This window comes from Dermabacter sp. p3-SID358, assembly GCF_025147465.1.
GTDB lineage: Bacteria > Actinomycetota > Actinomycetes > Actinomycetales > Dermabacteraceae > Dermabacter.
In genome coordinates this window covers 1-16,539 of sequence record NZ_JALXOZ010000013.1, presented here as the reverse complement: position 1 = coordinate 16,539, position 16,539 = coordinate 1, and the positions used below count along the sequence as shown (strand labels likewise).

The window sequence follows — 16,539 nt, the reverse complement described above, 5'->3', positions numbered from 1 at the left end:
CCTCCTCACGCTCGAACAGTAATCCTATGCACTCAGGCGGCGAGGGCTTCGAGACCGAGAAGCTCCTCCTTCACCTCGTGGAGATAGGCGAGCGTGTGCTCGGCGTGCTCGAGGACGTCGCGCTCACCGATCGCGCCCGTTGGTTCCCAGTAGTTTCCCGCGGCGCGGCGGAGCTCCACGAACCGCGCCGCCTCGCGTGCACGTTCGCGATGTTTTCCTCCCATGCGTTCAAGCGCCTTCCACACGTTCAGCGGAAGCTTGCGCTTCCTTTGCGCGTTCGCGCGCTCAATCGCGAGCCCAGCAACCTTGAGCGCCGCGCGGTGAACATGCTCAAAGCGCTCGGCCGCACACATGTCCCCTTCTCCAAGACTCCCGCGGATCACGACTTCGAGATCCTCGAGCCGATCCAGATCCGCGTTAAGCTGCCGAATTTCCCTGAGCGCCGAAGGCGCCGCGGATGTCAATGTGAGTTGTGGTGTCGATGTCATTGCGCTTCCCCTTTCTCGACACCCACGACGATAGGAAAGGGGTGAGACATTTAAACTCGAGCCATGGCACGCAACCGTCGATCGAACCGACTCCCTCTCCACCTGCCCTTCTTCGAAGACATCGAAACGAGCCACGGAGTAGTGCGCCTCGAACCTGAAACGGACGGTTCCTACACCGTGATCATCGACGGCATGGAGAGCTCTCACATTCACCCCGATCCCGAACACCTCGTATTTGAGTACATGAGGTGGATCGCCTCGGTCATCACGGCGACCTACCCACGCGAAAGTGCACTGAACATCGCCCACCTTGGTGGCGGCGCCGCCTCGCTCCCCCGCGCACTCGCCCACCACTTCCCCACCTCACGCAATTCCGTGGTCGAGCTCGACGCGAAGCTCATCAGCCTCGTAAGAGAATGGGTCGACCTTCCCGCCGCACCCCGCGTCGCTATCCGCGAGGGCGATGCCTTCACGGTTCTCCCCACGCTACGCACGGCACGTTTCGACATCGTGATCCGCGACGTCTTTTCCAATTCCCGAACGCCCCTTCCCATGCGCAGCCTCGAAGCAGCGCGCGAGCAGCGGCGCATCCTTAAGGAGGACGGCATGTTTCTCGCGAACATCGCCATGGACCGGGATCAGAGGGAGCTCGCCGACGAAATCATCACGCTTCGCGAGGCTTTCGGCGACATCGAGCTCATCGCCGAACCGAGTGCCCTCAAGAAGCGCCGCCGCTCCAACTGCATCGCGATCTACACGCCCGGAGGACTGAGCGACGCCGCGCGCCGCGCGATCCGTACCGACGCCGTCACGGTGCGCACGCTGGATGAGAAGACCGTCGATAGGCTCGCAAGCGGTGGAAGCATCGTCGAACTCGGCAGCGGTGCTGGCGCAGCAACCGTCGGACATTAAAAAAAGTTCCGCACCCAAAAGGTGCGGAACAAAAGCCTCGTGAGGCGAATTTACGCGAGCGAACGCACGTGCGCGGCCTGCGGACCCTTGTCGCCGTCGACGACCTCGAACTCAACGCGCTGGCCCTCGTCGAGCGTGCGGAAGCCATCCATCTCGATGCTCGTGTGGTGGACGAACACGTCGGCGCCGCCACCATCAACCTCGATAAAGCCGAAACCCTTTTCGGCGTTGAACCATTTAACTGAGCCCTGTGCCATGCGTGGACTCCCCTTACTTCTCGTACCAATGTGCGCGTAAACACGCGCACACGCCATCATTCCACGTCGCGCGCACACGCCCCCAGTTTCCACACAGCGTGTCGAGCACAATCGCTCTCGCGAAGGAGCAGTCAAACCCGGGTTGGAACGCTCATGGAAAGCGACCATAATGGAATGTCGCTTATGCTCTTCACGCGGAGCGCACAAGCGGATCATGTCCCATCCTGGAAGGACCCCACGTGGCCTCCTCTGACGAGCAAATCGCCCTCGAACAGCGCTACGCCGATCGAGTCTACGCACGCATCGACGAACAAATTGCCCGCCTCGAAACACAGCTTTCGGGCGTGATCGGCGCTCAAACAGCGAGCACCCACCAAAACCGCAGCGAGCGCGACTCTTTCGCGACCTTCTATGAGGATCGCATTGGACTGCTCAGATCCGTCTCGTCGAATGCCATTTTTGGTCGGCTGGATAGGTCCGACGCCACCCGCCACTACATCGGCCGCATCGGCGTTTTCACCGCTGAGGGCACCCAGCTTCTCGTCGATTGGCGCGCTCCCGCCGCGGCCGCCTTCTACCAGGCGACCCCCAAGTGCCCGGGCGGGGTGCGCCTCCGGCGCCACCTCGTCACCTCGGGGCGTACCGTCGTGGATATCGAAGATGATGTTCTCGACGGTTCACTGCTCGATTCCGACGAGCACCACTCGAGCCTTCAGGGCGAAGGCGCGCTCCTCGCCGCGGTTTCCGCGAAGCGCACGGGGCGCATGGGCGACATCGTCGCCACAATTCAGGCCGAACAGGATCGCATCATCCGCCACGAGACGCGCGGGGCTCTCGTCGTGCAGGGCGGCCCCGGTACCGGTAAAACTGCAGTTGCTCTCCACCGCGCCGCCTACCAGCTCTACACGCACCGCAAGAGGCTCGAACACTCTGGTGTGCTCATCGTCGCTCCCACTCGCGGATTCCTCCGCTACATCGAGCGCGTGCTGCCGAGCCTCGGCGAAACGGGGGTAGTGACGCTCACGCCGGGCGAACTGGTTCCGGGCGTGCGTGCCGAGAGCCACGATCGCGAGGACGTCGCTCGCGTGAAGGGCTCGCTCGCGATGGCCAAGGTGCTGCGACGCGCGGTCAAGGCCCGCCAGCAAGTTCCCAAGGCTCCCATCGATCTCAATATCGACGGCGTGCACATCACGCTCACCCCCGAGGACGTCCGTGCCGCCCGCGCCGAAGCCAGGGCAACCGGAAGGCCACACAACCTCGCGCGGACAACGTTCGTGCGCGCTGCCCTCGAGCGCCTCGTCGAGGCCTATACCGCCGAGCTCACGCGCCTCGAGCGAGCGTGGGCTGAAGAGGACCGCGCCGACCTCATCCACGACTTGCGCACAAGCCACGACGTCAAGGTCGCCCTTAACCGATGCTGGCTGCCCTACACCCCGCAATCTTTTGCCCGGTCATTTTTTGCGAGTAAAGAGAGGCTCGTTCACGCCGCAGGCGACCACGTGAGTGCACGCGAAGCGAAACTTCTTCATCGCGCGAAGGACGCCGAGTGGACCATCGAAGATGTCGCCCTTCTCGACGAGATCGCCGAGCTCCTCGGCGATGACGACACTGCCGCTCAACGAGAGCAGAAGAAAGCCCGAGCGGCGGAACGCTCAAACCTCGAGTACGCCGAAAAGGTCTTGAGCATGATCGATTCCGAGGGAATCGTGAGTGCTGCCGAGCTCGCCGCCCAGGTCGGGGCGCGCCGCGATGGCCGCTCTCTCGCCGAGCGGGCCGCGGCGGACCGCACGTGGACCTACGGTCACGTCGTCGTCGATGAAGCGCAGGAGCTCTCTCCCATGATGTGGCGCGCGCTTATGCGCAGGAATCCCACGAAATCGTTCACGATCGTGGGCGACGTCGCGCAGACATCCTCGATCTCGGGGGCGGATTCGTGGGACGCCGCGCTTTCGCCCTTCATCGACGACCGCGCGAGCATCGAGGAGCTCACGGTCAATTACCGCACTCCCTCTCGAATCATGCGCCATGCATCCTCGCTCGCTGCGGCCCACGGGCTAAGCGTGACAGAGGTGAAGAGCGTGCGCGAGGGGGAACACGACGTCCGCTTTGTTGAGAGCTCCGCCGATCACCTCGTAGAGAAGACGATCGCCGAGGCCCGCTCCCTCGCCGACCTCACACGTGGCCGCGTTGCGATCCTCTGCCTCGAGGCGCACCTTGACGCAGTGTTGGCGGGCGCCTCTGCAGTGTTTGGCGAGTCATCCGTGGGGCGCGGTTCCGTGGGTGTTGCTCGGGAAGTGTCGATCATGACTCCGACGGATGCCAAGGGCCTCGAATTTGATGCGGTCGTGATCGTGCAGCCCCGTGACATTCTTGAAAGTCACGCGCGCGGCGCCAATGACCTCTACGTGGCACTTACCCGCCCAACCCAGGCGCTCAGCGTGGTCTTTACGGGAGATTTGCCCATCGGGCTTCGGGCGTAGCAGGCTCCGCCGCGAAACAGCAAAACAGACGCGTATAAGTGAACCGATGGCCGCGGCTTCCCCTCCGCGACCATCGGCCAAGAAAATCATACAGGGTTTTCAGGGCGACTCCGACCACTTTTCACAGAAATCTCGGGCGCCGAAAATGCACGTTCAGCGTGATGATGGCTCTTCGCTCTCCGCACGGAGCTCCTGAATGGCCGACTCAAAGTCGTCAAGGCAGTCAAAGCCGCGGTAGACGCTCGCGAAACGCAGATAGGCCACGAGGTCCAGTTCCTTGAGCGGTTGAAGAATCGCGAGGCCCACATCATGGGCATCGACCTCAGATACGCCCTTGAGGCGGATCGCCTCCTCGACTCGCTGGGCGAGTACAGCGAGTTGATCGTCGGTGACGGGCCTGCCCTGACAAGCCTTGCGCACACCTGAAATGACTTTCGAGCGGGAAAAAGGCTCGCTCACGCCCGAGCGCTTGTGGACCGCAAGGGAGGCCGACTCCGTGGTGGAGAAACGCTTATTGCACGCAGGGCATTGCCGGCGGCGGCGGATCGTCATGCCGTCGTCAGCGGTTCGCGAGTCCACGACGCGCGAATCTTCATTCCTGCAAAATGGGCAATGCACCCCGCGATTCTACCAGGGCACACGCCAGCATCCGCCACGGGACTGGGGCTAGAGCTTCGGAAGAGCAAGCTCCTGGCCCGGATGAACAACAGACCCCTCGAGGTCGTTGACGTCCTGAACAAGCATGAGGTAGTCACGAACGTCGGTGCCTGCAGGCGCGTTGTTCGACACGATGCTCCAGAGGCTCTGCCCCTCTTCAACGCGGACCGTGGTGTAGGCGACCGCGCCATCGGCGCCCGCAACCGCCGAGGGCGAGAGCAACACGACGCCGGCGACGACGATGATCAAAGCGAGAGCGACGGCAATAAGCGATGCCACAACAAGGCGGCCGCGCCGAGTAAGGCGGAGGCGAACATTTTTTCGAACCGATTGGGCGCTACAAGTGGAAGTGCTCATTTTTAGAATCCTTGTTCGATTGACTACATGACGAGCGTACGATCACGCGTTCGAAAAAGTCAAGACACTTTCGAACACACGTTTGGAACAAGCGTTCTGTTCCGGTACCTTTGAGGTACGCCTCCACTCAACAACGGGGGTGAGACATTTAAACTCGCCCACCGAAAGGATCGGCACATGGCCACCTCAGGACCCGGCGCGTCAGCCAGTGCCCCGGCGCTCACCGAACGTCAAAAGCGCATCCTCGACACGATCGAACGCTCGATCCGCGCGAATGGTTATGCGCCCACGATGCGCGAAATTGGAGAAGCTGTCGGCCTCCAGTCACCGTCCTCGGTCTCGCACCAGCTCTCCGAGCTCGAACGCAAGGGTTATATCCGCAAGGATCCGAAGCGCCCGCGCACGCTTTGGCTCGTGGACATGGACGATGAGGGCGATCCGCTCCCGAGCGACTTCGAGGCGCCCGGCTCGCCCGCGGTCAACGTTCCGCTCGTAGGTACGATCGCGGCGGGAATTCCCATTACGGCCGAGGAACAGGTCGAAGACGTCTTCGCGCTGCCTTCCCAGCTCGTGGGCGACGGCGAACTTTTCCTCCTCAAGGTCCAGGGAGATTCGATGATCGACGCCGCTATTTGCGATGGGGACTGGGTCGTCGTCCGCCAGCAAAAGGTGGCTGAAAAAGGTGAGATTGTGGCCGCCATGATTGATGGCGAAGCAACGGTGAAAACTTTCGCGCGCAGCGATGGCCACGTGTGGCTTATGCCCCACAACCCCGCCTTCACACCGATCCTCGGCGACGAGGCCGAAATTCTCGGCAAGGTCGTCGCCGTTCTCCGCGCCGTCTAGGCACCGATCGCAAGCATCGCTACTCGGCGAGCTCGGAGCGCAACCGCGTGAGCGCGGCAAGGGCCGCCTCCGGATCACGGGTTGGCCATAGCGGTGGAATCGCTTGACGAATCACCGACCCGTAGGATTTCGTTGCGAGCCGTGAATCGAGCACCGCGACCATACCGCGATCGGTTTCCGTGCGAATGAGGCGCCCCGCGCCCTGCGCCATGCTGAGCGCCGCAGCTCTGACGGCGACTTCGTAGAAACCATTGTGCCCAAGTCGCTCGTGCCGCTCCTGACGCGCCGAGGCAAGCGGGTCATCCGGCCGCGGGAACGGGATTCGGTCAATGAGCACTAGGCGGCACGCCTCCCCCGCAACATCAATGCCCTGCCAGAACGTGCGCGTTCCGAAGAGGCACGCGTCGCGGTTGTCCCGAAACCTTCCCGCGAGCGCCGCGTTCGAATCTTCACCCTGGAGGAGCACCGTGCGGCCCGTCATCCGTCGGACATGCTCCGCAGCCTCCTCAGCTGCGCGACGGGACGAAAAGAGCCCGAGCGCCCCGCCTCCGGAGGCCTCGATGAGTTCAACAATGTGCTCGAGCATCGCACTCGAGGTGCCGTCGCGGCCCGGCGCCGGCAAGTGAGACGCGACGTAAAGAATCCCCTGACGCGCATAGGCAAAGGGGGATCCAACATCGAGCGCCGACCACCACTCGCGAGGTCCCTCCCCGCTGCTCGCGCCGACGTCACTGTCGAGCTCTGCCCGTTTTTCGCCCCGGAGCCCGAACGAGAAGGCAGCGCTCTCGAATCGCCCGTTGAAGGCCAGCGTTGCCGAGGTAAAGATCGCGGTGCGCTCGTCGAGGATGCGGTTCTTCACGAGGCCCGCGACGCTCAAAGGAGCGACGTCGATAAAGGTGCGGCCGAGTGCTTCACTGCGGTTGAGATAGATGACGTCGTCTTCGTGCGGTGCGAGGAAGCGGTCGCACACATTAATGATTTCGGCGAGTTTCGCGCGAACCGACGTGCGGGCCCCCATCGTCGACGTGTCGGAAGTGTCGCCCGCGTTCTTTGCCTCGTCGCGCGCGGATTCCGCCTCAGAACGGATGCTCGTGAGCGTGTCACGCAAGCGCGGTTCGAGCTCACCCCTCACGCGTACATCGGGAAGAGGCGCGAGCGCCTCTTCGAGGGCAGCCCCCGCATCATCGAGATCGAGAGCTGTAATCCCGAGCCCGCGAAGTTCACGCACGGCCCCGCGAATCGCGCCCTGGTGAAGCGATTGCGTAACCGACGAGGTCACGCGGTCCACGAACTCATGGGCTTCATCAACGATCACGACGTCGTGTTCGGGGATGATCCCGTGCCCGTCGAACGCGTCAATCGCGTAGAGGGCGTGGTTCGTGACCACCAGGTCTGCCTCGCGCGCGAGCGCCCGATTGCGCTCCGCAAAGCATTCGTCGTGGAACGGACACGAGGTGCCAATGCACTGGGACCCGGTGACGGAGACCTGCCGCCAAGCGCGATCAGAGACAGGAGTGTCGAGCTCGTCGCGATCGCCGGTGTCGGTGACCTGCGCCCATTCGCGGAGCCTCTGGACTTGGGCTCCGAGGCGCTCGGAGTCGTTCTTCACGCCCGTCACGGAGGCTTCCGCGAAGAGCGCGCCGGGATCGAGGTCATCGGGATAGCCACCTTCGAGCTTATGGAGGCACACGTAGTTCCCCCGCCCTTTGAGGAGGCTGTAGCTCGGCACCCGCCCGAGTTCGGTTCCGAGCGCCTCAACGATCCGAGGGAGATCCTTCTCCACGATTTGGCTTTGCAGGGCGAGCGTCGCGGTTGTGATGACGACTGGTGTCTCCCTCTCGACCGCGCGCTTAAGCGCTGGCACGAGATACGCGAGAGACTTGCCCGTTCCTGTGCCAGCCTGAGCAATGAGGTGGCGGCGAAGATCGATGCTGCGCTCAATCGCGCTTGCCATGGCACGCTGCCCCGGTCTATCGGCCCCGCCAACCGCAGCAACAGCCGAGGTGAGCAGGTTCTCGAGACCCGTGTCGGAAGCGTTCACTGACGCGCCGCAGCGAGGTCGGAGGCGAGGGATTCGTCGACCCGTGCGACAAGGCGCGTCCCCTCGGCGAGAAACTCCTCGCGCACGAGTTCACCTTGAGTGTGCACGCGCGACACAAGGTCACCTCGCGTGTAGGGCACGACGATGTCGATTTCGACCGCAGGACGCGGAAGCATGTCGGCGATCAGCTCGCGAAGCTCCTCGATCCCCTCGCCCGTACGTGCGGAAACAACGGCCGAGTGCTCCACTTGCGAGCGGAGCCGCGCGAGAGTCTCCGGGCTCGCGAGATCGGCCTTGTTGAGGGCGACGATTTCGGGCACGTCGAACCCCTCGATGTCGGAGAGCACGGCCCTCACGGCGCGAATCTGCCCTTCGGGATCGGGGTGGGAGGCGTCGACAACGTGCAGGAGTAGGTCCGCCCCGGACACCTCTTCGAGCGTGGAACGGAAGGCCTCCACAAGCTCGGTGGGAAGGGAGCGCACGAATCCGACGGTATCCGCGAAGGTAAACTCGCGACCGTCGGGCGTTACCGACCGGCGCACGGTCGGGTCGAGTGTCGCGAACAGGGCGTTCTCCACGAGCACCCCGGCTCCCGTGAGGCGATTGAGAAGGGAAGACTTCCCGGCGTTCGTGTATCCGGCGATCGCGACGGAGGGGATGTTGTTGCGCTTGCGGTCGGCGCGTTTTGCTTCGCGCGAGGGTTCCATCGCCTTGATATCGCGCCTAAGTTTCGCCATGCGTGTGCGAATGCGGCGGCGATCAAGTTCGATCTTTGTTTCGCCGGGGCCGCGTGAGCCGATTCCTGCGCCGCCCGCGACGCGTCCGCCCGCCTGCCGGGACATCGATTCGCCCCAACCGCGAAGGCGAGGAAGAAGGTATTCGAGCTGCGCGAGTTCAACCTGGGCCTTACCCTCGCGGGACTTCGCGTGCTGCGCAAAGATGTCGAGGATGAGCGCCGTGCGATCGATGACCTTGACCTTGATGATGTCTTCAAGCGCTCGACGCTGCGAGGGGGCGAGCTGACCGTCGCAGATCACGGTGTCGGCGTGAAGGTCGGCGACGATTTCGGCGAGCTCTTTCGCCTTACCGGAACCAAGGAATGTCGCGGGGTCGGGGTGCGCGCGGCGCTGCATAACGCCATCGAGCACGCGAGAACCAGCCGTCTCCGCGAGGGCGGCAAGTTCGCGCATGGAGTTCTCGGCGTCTTCGACGTTGCCGGTCGTAAATAACCCCGCAAGTACCACGTTTTCGAGGCGGAGCTCGCGATATTCGACTTCGGTGACGTCTTCAAGGTCGGTGCGCAGCTGGTCGACTCGGCGAAGCGAGTGACGTTCGGCCAGATCGAGCTGGTCTCCGTCGGCGTCGCTTTCATACGTGGTCGCTGAGATCGACGCGTCGCCCCGCGAGAGCACGCGCTGCATGATCGAGGCTTCGCGCGGGCCGCTCTCCGCGCCATCGTGGTCGGCATCTTGCGGCGCTATGTCGGTGGTCTCGAATTCGGGATCGGGAATGAAGGGCGTCAAGTGCGTCTTTACTCCGGGTTCTCTCGGTGGGGCCTCACGTGAGGCATGCGTATAAGTGTGTCACGTCCATCCCTCGGAGGGGAGCTTTTCGCGTGCTGCGCCACTACACTCCTCACTGTGACAAGCGACGCCCACTACTTCTCCCCCAGGCCCGGAAGCGACCTCGAGCGCCGAGAACTCCGTGTCCACCTCGCGGGCGCCGAGCGTAACCTCGTGACCGCGAAAGGGCTCTTCAGCTTCGATGGGCTCGATAAGGCTACGGCGATTCTCCTCGCGCACGCGGATCTCTTTGCGCCGATCGCACCTGGCAGCGACGTGCTCGATATCGGATGCGGCTGGGGGCCCATCGCCTTGAGCCTCGCGCTCGAACAACCCGAGTGCCGCGTCACAGCTATCGACATCAATCCGCATGCGCGAACCGTCACGCGCGAGAATGCCGCGCGGCTCGGCCTCACGAATGTCACGGTCGCCGCCCCCGAAGACATCCCCGAGAGCGCACGCTTCGACGCGCTCTGGTCGAATCCGCCGATCCGCATCGGCAAGAGCGAGCTTCATGCCCTTCTCGCACGGTGGATCGGGCAGCTTCACGGCACGGGAAGCGCGGCGATGGTCGTCGGCAAGAACCTCGGCGCCGACTCTCTCGCAACCTGGATGGCCAGGCAGTTCCCCGCGCGCCGGGTCGAGAAGGTTCATTCCTCGAAGGGATTCCGCTTGCTCGGCGTGGGCCCGGAGCGTTCGGAAAGCTAAGGTCGTTCGAAAGGCACGGGTAGCGTCGGAATTCCGACGGCTGCCTAGCCTTCCGACTTTCCGCGCGTGTTCGCGGGGCTGCCTGCTTTAAGTTCGCCGAGCTCGGCGGGACCCGTAAGTGTCATGTCACCGTAAGCATCCCAACCGATCTCAAGGCGCCCGCCACGCACGTCGACGCGCCACGGCTCGCGCGTGTCGTCGTTGCGCGCCGCCGCAAGCGCGGCGGCAACGGCCGTCGCCCCCGTTCCACACGAGAGGGTCTCCCCCACACCTCGTTCGAAAACTCGCATGGCAACGTGCCGTTCTCCGCGCGTCTCAACGAACTCGATATTCGTACCGTGTTCGGGGTCGGGGTCGAGATCGGGGCGCTCGCTGAGGTCAAGATCCTCAAGCGCGAGGGCCTCGGGCAACTCAACAACCGTGTGGGGGTTGCCGACGTTCACGTCCGTTCCCTCGACAAGCTGATCGCCGATGCGCACGATGCGCTTCGTCTCCTCGACCGTGACGGGTCCCATGCCCACACGCACTCGCCACTGAGGGCCCTCCTCGAGAACCTCGACCGTGCGCACGCCCGCACGGGTCATCACGTCGAAGACCCTCTCTTCGACGTAACCGCGGTCGACGAGGAAAGCAGCGTAGGCGCGAACACCGTTGCCGCACATCTGCGCGATCGTTCCATCGGCGTTGCGGTAATCCATGAACCATGTGGGCGGGTTCTCGAGGTTTTTACTCGAAGGATCTCCAAGGCATCGAGTTCGGATCGCGCGAATGACGCCGTCGGTTCCCGCGGGACCAGCGAGTTCGCGCACCCGTGCGACGTTTAGTTCGCCGCGGCCCGCCGGGTCATCGATCATCACGAAGTCATTCTTGGTTGCACTCGCGTAGCTGAGGGCTTTGCGAGCTTCGGGACGTGAGGGTGCAGAGTCCATGGCCCGATCATAGGCACGGCGAGGTCATTCTTCATGCTTCAGCCGCGAGCTGCTCTCAGCTGCGTGCGCAATCTCGCGCTCAATCATTGCGAGGGCAGCGTCGGAATCCTCCCCCGGCACCCACGTAAGGCGCGTATCGCGGCGGAACCACGTGTCCTGCTTGCGCACGAGGCGCCGCGTGTTGGTGATCGTCGAATCGATGGCTTCGTCGAGACTCATTTTCCCGCGCACGTGGGCGATCATTTGGGCGTATCCAATCGCCTGGCGCGCCGTCACGCCGCGTTCGATGCCGATGTCCAGCAGCTCCTCCACCTCCTCGCGAAAACCCTCCTCGATCATGCGGTGCACGCGCGCTTCGACGCGTTCGTGGAGCCTCTCCCGTTCGAGGCTCACGGCCACGTACGCGATCGCGGGATCGTGAAACGTGTAGGTCGGCAAAAACGCCGAAAATGGCTTCCCGGTCAGGCGGTGCACCTCGAGCGCGCGGACGATCCTGCGTTCATCACGCGGGGCGATCTTCTTCGCTGCGGCGGGATCGGCCTTGGCAAGCTCGGCGTGGGCGGCACCCGTCCCCACCTCCCGCACGTGAGCTTCGATCTCCGTGCGCACGGCGGGATCCGACGGTGGAAAGGCCATCACGTCGGTAAAGGCCCGCACGTAGAGCCCCGAGCCACCGACGACGACGGGAAGTTTGCCCCTTTCGCGGATCTCATCCGCAAGACGTCTCGCCTCCCGTTGAAACGTCGCGACGCTTGCCTCTTCGGTGACGTCGAGGATGTCGAGGAGGTGGTGCGGAATTCCGCGGCGCTCTCGGCGCGTGACCTTCGCCGTCCCCACGTCCATGCCGCGGTAGAACTGGAGGGCATCGGCGTTGATCACTTCGCCGCCGATCCGCTCGGCGGTGTCGATCGCGAGGGCGCTTTTACCTGTCGCCGTCGCCCCCGCAATCACCACGAGAGGCAGTGCCTGCTCGCCTGGATCAGCGTGTGGTTTACAGCTCTGGGCGGAGTGTGGCACGCGCCCTCCTTTCGATCGTGTCCCGATGTTTCGCGTGGTGCGCCGAAAATCGGTAGCGTAGTTGCGACCCGTCGTTTACCGGCCCCGGGCCGGACACCGTAGAAAGGCAGCCGATGTCGAACGGCCCCTCGCACGATGCCGCACCCGCCGGCGAAAAATTCACCATCGAGCGCCTCGAGGATTCTCTCGAGCGGCTTGGCTATGCCTTCGTCGAAGATGACGACACGCCGAACGTGCTGCGCGCACGCTTCGATCACTATCCTTTCACGTTCGCTGTCGCGGGCGAGCACTCGCACATCCTCGTGATCCGCGGTCGGTGGAATGAGCTTCTCGCTGCTCAGCAGAAGCTCGAGGCTACGCGGCTGTGCAACCACTGGAACATGGAGCGAATGTGGCCAAAGGCGTACGTGCGCCGCGAAAATGACACGGCCCTTGGCGTGTACGGCGAGCTCGTTTTCGACTATTTCTACGGCGTGAGCGATGAGGCGATCGACCGCGCGATCACGTGCGCGCTCTCGACGACGGTCGCGTTCTTCTCGAATCTCGCCGCGCATGTGAGCGACCACGACGAGGCCGAAGCCTGAGCGAGGCGCGACATTCTCGCTGGGCCCTTTAACTGCCGGGGCGCCTGAGGCTCGGAAGGCCGAGGCTCACGGGGCCGCCCGAACCGCCGGTGCCACAGGCATCCGGCTCGTCCTCGCCATGTTCTCGGCGCTCCCACGCATCGCCCGCGCGAGTGCGACGCACCTCAAATTCGCCGCCCTCGGCGCCCGAGTCAGCGATGAGGTAGAAAGGCGCGGCCTTGGTCACGCGCGCACGCACGACGTCGCCGGGGCGTGGCCGCTCATCCGCCGGGTATCCCGCGGGGAGGGCGACGTGCACGAGGCGACCGTCTTCAGCTCTGCCCGAAATACGGTGGGTCTCGGCGTCGCGGTCACCTTCGCCTTCGGCGATGAGCACGCTCACCTCGGCTCCAACCTTTTTCGCGTTTTCTTCGGCGGCGATGCGATCCTGTAGTGCCACGAGGCGCTCGAACCGCTCCTGGACGACTTCCTTCGGAATCTGCTCTTCCATCTCCGCCGCGGGGGTTCCGGGGCGCGGCGAGTACTGGAACATGAAGGCGCTTGAGAAGCGCGAGGCTTCGACGACATCGAGGGTTTTTTGGAAGTCTTCCTCGGTTTCACCGGGGAAGCCCACGATAATGTCGGTCGTGATCGCGGCGTGCGGGATCTTCTCGCGGACCTTCTCAAGGATTCCGAGGAACTTCTTCGAGCGGTAGGAGCGCCGCATCGCCTTGAGCACGGCATCGCTCCCGGATTGCAGCGGCATGTGCAGCTGCGGCATGACGTTCGGGGTTTCCGCCATCGCCTCGATCACGTCGTCGGTAAACATCGCTGGGTGCGGCGAGGTGAATCGCACACGCTCGAGGCCTTCGATGTCACCGCACGCGCGCAAAAGCTTCGCGAATGCCCCGCGGTCGCCGAACTCAACCCCGTACGAGTTGACGTTCTGCCCAAGCAGGGTCACTTCAAGAGCTCCCTGGTTTACGAGCTCCTTGACTTCGGCGAGAATCTCGCCGGGGCGGCGATCCTTTTCCTTTCCTCTCAAAGAGGGAACGATGCAGAACGTGCACGTGTTGTTGCAGCCCACAGAAATCGATACCCACCCTGCATACGCGCTTTCGCGCTTCGTGGGAAGAGTGGAGGGGAATACCTCGAGTGACTCGAGAATTTCGACCTGTGCTTCTTTTTGGACGCGTGCGCGATCGAGGAGCACGGGGAGCGAGCCAATGTTGTGGGTGCCGAACACGACGTCCACCCATGGCGCGCGATCGGTGATCGTCGAGCGGTCTTTTTGCGCGAGGCAGCCGCCCACGGCGATCTGAAGGTTTGGGTTCGCGTCTTTTGCGGGGCGCAACTGGCCGAGGTTGCCGTAAAGGCGGTTGTCGGCGTTTTCGCGCACGGCGCACGTGTTGAAGACGATGACATCGACATCGCCGTTCAGCGGGTCAGCACCCTCGGCGGCTGGGGTGTATCCCGCCTGCTCGAGGAGGCCCGTGAGGCGCTCGGAGTCGTGGACGTTCATCTGGCAACCAAACGTGCGTACCTGGTAGGTGCCGCGCGCCGGGGCGTCATTCTCGTTGAGGATCGCTAGTTCGCTCATGGTCTTCCTAGGATACGTAGCAGCTCCCTTACGGGCACGATCAGGACCGGGTGACTCCTGCCGCATCAGGTCACATACGCGGTACGTCGAACCCGCCTTTCATCCATGAGCTCCGCATCCAGATCGTCTCTTTCTCACATACGCGGTTCGTCGAACCCGCCTTTCATTCCCTGGCTGTCCAACGTACCAAACGCCTCACGCGAGAGGTCTCTGGCTTGTGCGTGCTTCGCTACGGGGAAAAAGATGGGGGGTGGTGTTTGCAGTCGTAGTCGACTGTAAACACCACCCCTCGTGCGTGCTCTTAGGGCACGTCCTTGGGATCAGCCTCGCCCTAGGCCATCACCTAGGACCACCGGCCCGCCTTAGGATCGCCTGTTGCGGCGGCCCGCTACCAGGATCGTGCACCCCGCAACAATCGTGAAGAGGCCGGCTGCAGCACTCAACCCAATCGGGGCACCAGTACGCGGCAAAGGCAAACCAGACTGCGGCTTCACCGGCTTCGCCGGCTTTGCAGGCGCGGCAGGCGTATCGGGCTTATCTACCGCATTACACGCCGAGTTATTGCCCTCGCCATCGCTATCGCCTGGCATCGACACTTCGTTGAACAAACCACCCGTCGACGCCGTGCCACTGTTCGTGTCACACGCCGCGGCCGCAGCCCAATCAGCCTTCGCGTCGTACGAGCCTGAGACCACAACCTCGAACGACTTCGAACCACCAAAGGCAAGCTCCACGCCGTCCGTCACCGTGAACGCGCCATCTGTGAGGGCAACCTTCTTGCCATCAACCATCGCGCTCGTCACCGTGAAACCAGCAGGAACACGAGGCGTATCCGTCACCGCTTGCGAGGTGCCCTTCACCTCACCAGTGTTCGACACCGTCACCCTGTACGTCGACGACCATGTTCCGTTCTCGGCGCTCGCCTCACCAGGCTCCTTCTTCACCGCAAACAACGGATCCTTCACCACCGCATTACACGCAGTGTTATTCACATCGCCGTCACTATCACCGTTCATCGTGACCTGATTGACGAAACCACCGCCGGTCGAGTCCTCACCCTCACCAGCACACTTCGCGGCAGAAGCCCAATCAGCCCCAGCCGGCTCATACGAACCAGACACCACAACCGCGAACGACTTCGACTCACCCGGAGCAAGCTCCACGCCATCCGTCACAGTGAAGGCACCGTCCTTGAGCACAACCTCCGTGCCTTCAACAGTGGCCTTCTGGATCTCGAAGCCCTTCGGCGCAGAAGGCATATCCGTCACCAGCTGCGACATACCCTTCAGCACGCCAGTGTTCGACACCGTCACCGTGTAGGTCGAGGACCATGAACCCTGATCAGCGCTTGCCTCACCAGGCTCCTTCTTCACCGCAAACTTCGGATCATCCTCAACCGTGGCACACGCAGTGTTGTTCTCGGCACCGTCAGAATCACCATCCATCGCGACCTCGTTGACGAAACCATGAGCACCCTCAGAAGCACCCTCACCGGCGCACTCAGAAACCTCAGACTCCACAACCAGGCTCGGATCGAACGAACCCGAGATCACAACCGTGAACGTCTTCGACTCACCAGGAGCAAGCTCCACGCCATCGGTCACAGTGAACACGCCATCCCTAAGAGCAACATCCTTACCCTCAACAGCCGCGTTGGAGACCGTGAAGCCCTTCGGCAGCGCAGGCGTGTCCGTCACCGTTTGCGACGTACCCGAAAGCACACCGGTATTCGACACCGTCACCGTGTAAGAAGACGACCACTTGCCATTCACGGCAGTCACCTCACCGGAGGCTTCCTTCTTCACCGCAAACTTCGGATCATCCTCAACCGTGGTACACGCAGTGTTGTTGCCATCGCCATCACTATCACCGTTCATCGTGACCTCGTTGACGAAACCATGAGCACCCTCAACAGCACCCTCACCGGCGCACGCTGAGACCTCAGACTCCACAACCTTCGCAGGATCGAACGAACCCGAGATCACAACCGTGAAGCTCTTCGACTCACCAGGAGCAAGCTCCACGCCATCCGTCACAGTGAACGAACCATTCTCGGCACGCTCAACAGAGGCATCATCAACACTCACAGCATCAATCGCGAAGCCCTGGGGTACCGCCGGTG

At 63.1% G+C, this 16,539-nt stretch carries 15 protein-coding genes; 5 read left to right on the top strand and 10 right to left on the bottom strand.

Features of this window, described 5'->3' with window-relative positions; all coding sequences use genetic code 11:
- Positions 1–32: 32 nt before the first annotated feature.
- Positions 33–488, bottom strand: coding sequence for a hypothetical protein (locus M3B90_RS07020; protein ID WP_259889338.1), 456 nt, complete (start codon positions 486–488; stop codon positions 33–35).
- Between the two features lie 63 nt (positions 489–551).
- On the opposite strand from M3B90_RS07020, the gene M3B90_RS07015 reads away from it, so the two are divergent.
- Positions 552–1,400: a spermidine synthase gene (locus M3B90_RS07015; RefSeq protein ID WP_259889336.1), complete on the top strand. Its 849-nt coding sequence runs from the start codon at positions 552–554 to the stop codon at positions 1,398–1,400.
- Between the two features lie 50 nt (positions 1,401–1,450).
- Here M3B90_RS07015 and M3B90_RS07010 read toward each other — a convergent pair whose 3' ends face one another.
- Positions 1,451–1,657, bottom strand: coding sequence for a cold-shock protein (locus M3B90_RS07010; RefSeq protein WP_259889335.1), 207 nt, complete (start codon positions 1,655–1,657; stop codon positions 1,451–1,453).
- Positions 1,658–1,896: 239 nt separating this feature from the next.
- On the opposite strand from M3B90_RS07010, the gene M3B90_RS07005 reads away from it, so the two are divergent.
- Positions 1,897–4,137 (top strand): DNA helicase, encoded by a 2,241-nt coding sequence (locus M3B90_RS07005; protein WP_259889334.1) that lies wholly within the window; start codon positions 1,897–1,899, stop codon positions 4,135–4,137.
- A gap of 153 nt (positions 4,138–4,290) precedes the next feature.
- Here M3B90_RS07005 and nrdR read toward each other — a convergent pair whose 3' ends face one another.
- Positions 4,291–4,755, bottom strand: a complete 465-nt coding sequence (nrdR, locus tag M3B90_RS07000; RefSeq protein WP_259889331.1) for a transcriptional regulator NrdR — start codon at positions 4,753–4,755, stop codon at positions 4,291–4,293.
- Positions 4,756–4,803: 48 nt separating this feature from the next.
- Positions 4,804–5,151 (bottom strand): hypothetical protein, encoded by a 348-nt coding sequence (locus M3B90_RS06995; protein WP_259889330.1) that lies wholly within the window; start codon positions 5,149–5,151, stop codon positions 4,804–4,806.
- A 177-nt stretch (positions 5,152–5,328) separates the two neighbouring features.
- Between M3B90_RS06995 and lexA the strand changes: the two genes are divergently transcribed.
- Positions 5,329–5,997: a transcriptional repressor LexA gene (gene lexA, locus M3B90_RS06990; protein ID WP_259889329.1), complete on the top strand. Its 669-nt coding sequence runs from the start codon at positions 5,329–5,331 to the stop codon at positions 5,995–5,997.
- A 19-nt stretch (positions 5,998–6,016) separates the two neighbouring features.
- Here the strand turns inward: lexA and M3B90_RS06985 are convergent, their stop codons facing one another.
- Together M3B90_RS06985 and hflX are read right to left on the bottom strand one after the other, a co-directional pair.
- Positions 6,017–8,038 (bottom strand): ATP-dependent DNA helicase, encoded by a 2,022-nt coding sequence (locus M3B90_RS06985; RefSeq protein ID WP_259889328.1) that lies wholly within the window; start codon positions 8,036–8,038, stop codon positions 6,017–6,019.
- Complete coding sequence (gene hflX, locus M3B90_RS06980; protein WP_259889422.1) at positions 8,035–9,459, bottom strand: GTPase HflX; 1,425 nt, start codon at positions 9,457–9,459, stop codon at positions 8,035–8,037. Before hflX ends, M3B90_RS06985 begins: the two co-directional genes overlap by 4 nt.
- Before the next feature lie 219 nt (positions 9,460–9,678).
- Between hflX and M3B90_RS06975 the strand changes: the two genes are divergently transcribed.
- A complete protein-coding gene (locus tag M3B90_RS06975) occupies positions 9,679–10,308 on the top strand; it encodes a class I SAM-dependent methyltransferase (RefSeq protein WP_259889325.1) in 630 nt (209 codons plus the stop codon).
- Positions 10,309–10,352: 44 nt separating this feature from the next.
- Here the strand turns inward: M3B90_RS06975 and dapF are convergent, their stop codons facing one another.
- Both dapF and miaA read right to left on the bottom strand, forming a co-directional pair.
- The gene (gene dapF / locus M3B90_RS06970) at positions 10,353–11,237 is read right to left on the bottom strand and encodes a diaminopimelate epimerase (protein WP_259889322.1); all 885 of its coding nucleotides are present in this window, start codon (positions 11,235–11,237) and stop codon (positions 10,353–10,355) included.
- A gap of 24 nt (positions 11,238–11,261) precedes the next feature.
- Entirely contained in the window at positions 11,262–12,254 is a 993-nt protein-coding gene (miaA, locus tag M3B90_RS06965) for a tRNA (adenosine(37)-N6)-dimethylallyltransferase MiaA (RefSeq protein ID WP_259889319.1), read from the bottom strand.
- A 113-nt stretch (positions 12,255–12,367) separates the two neighbouring features.
- On the opposite strand from miaA, the gene M3B90_RS06960 reads away from it, so the two are divergent.
- On the top strand, positions 12,368–12,838 hold the full coding sequence (locus M3B90_RS06960) for a YbjN domain-containing protein (RefSeq protein ID WP_259889315.1): 471 nt from the start codon (positions 12,368–12,370) through the stop codon (positions 12,836–12,838).
- A gap of 28 nt (positions 12,839–12,866) precedes the next feature.
- Here the strand turns inward: M3B90_RS06960 and miaB are convergent, their stop codons facing one another.
- Together miaB and M3B90_RS06950 are read right to left on the bottom strand one after the other, a co-directional pair.
- On the bottom strand, positions 12,867–14,417 hold the full coding sequence (gene miaB / locus M3B90_RS06955) for a tRNA (N6-isopentenyl adenosine(37)-C2)-methylthiotransferase MiaB (RefSeq protein WP_259889312.1): 1,551 nt from the start codon (positions 14,415–14,417) through the stop codon (positions 12,867–12,869).
- Between the two features lie 362 nt (positions 14,418–14,779).
- Positions 14,780–16,539: hypothetical protein (locus M3B90_RS06950; protein ID WP_259889310.1), on the bottom strand; the 1,760-nt coding region annotated here is incomplete at its 5' end.

Bases quoted from the DNA above. Each gene is read 5' to 3' on its own strand.
- M3B90_RS07020 (WP_259889338.1), bottom strand. From the start codon at position 488: ATGACATCGACACCACAACTCACATTGACATCCGCGGCGCCTTCGGCG.
- miaB (WP_259889312.1), bottom strand. From the start codon at position 14,417: ATGAGCGAACTAGCGATCCTCAACGAGAATGACGCCCCGGCGCGCGGC.
- dapF (WP_259889322.1), bottom strand. From the start codon at position 11,237: ATGGACTCTGCACCCTCACGTCCCGAAGCTCGCAAAGCCCTCAGCTAC.
- M3B90_RS07010 (WP_259889335.1), bottom strand. From the start codon at position 1,657: ATGGCACAGGGCTCAGTTAAATGGTTCAACGCCGAAAAGGGTTTCGGC.
- M3B90_RS06960 (WP_259889315.1), top strand. From the start codon at position 12,368: ATGTCGAACGGCCCCTCGCACGATGCCGCACCCGCCGGCGAAAAATTC.
- M3B90_RS07015 (WP_259889336.1), top strand. From the start codon at position 552: ATGGCACGCAACCGTCGATCGAACCGACTCCCTCTCCACCTGCCCTTC.
- hflX (WP_259889422.1), bottom strand. From the start codon at position 9,459: ATGCAGCGCGTGCTCTCGCGGGGCGACGCGTCGATCTCAGCGACCACG.
- M3B90_RS06995 (WP_259889330.1), bottom strand. From the start codon at position 5,151: ATGAGCACTTCCACTTGTAGCGCCCAATCGGTTCGAAAAAATGTTCGC.
- lexA (WP_259889329.1), top strand. From the start codon at position 5,329: ATGGCCACCTCAGGACCCGGCGCGTCAGCCAGTGCCCCGGCGCTCACC.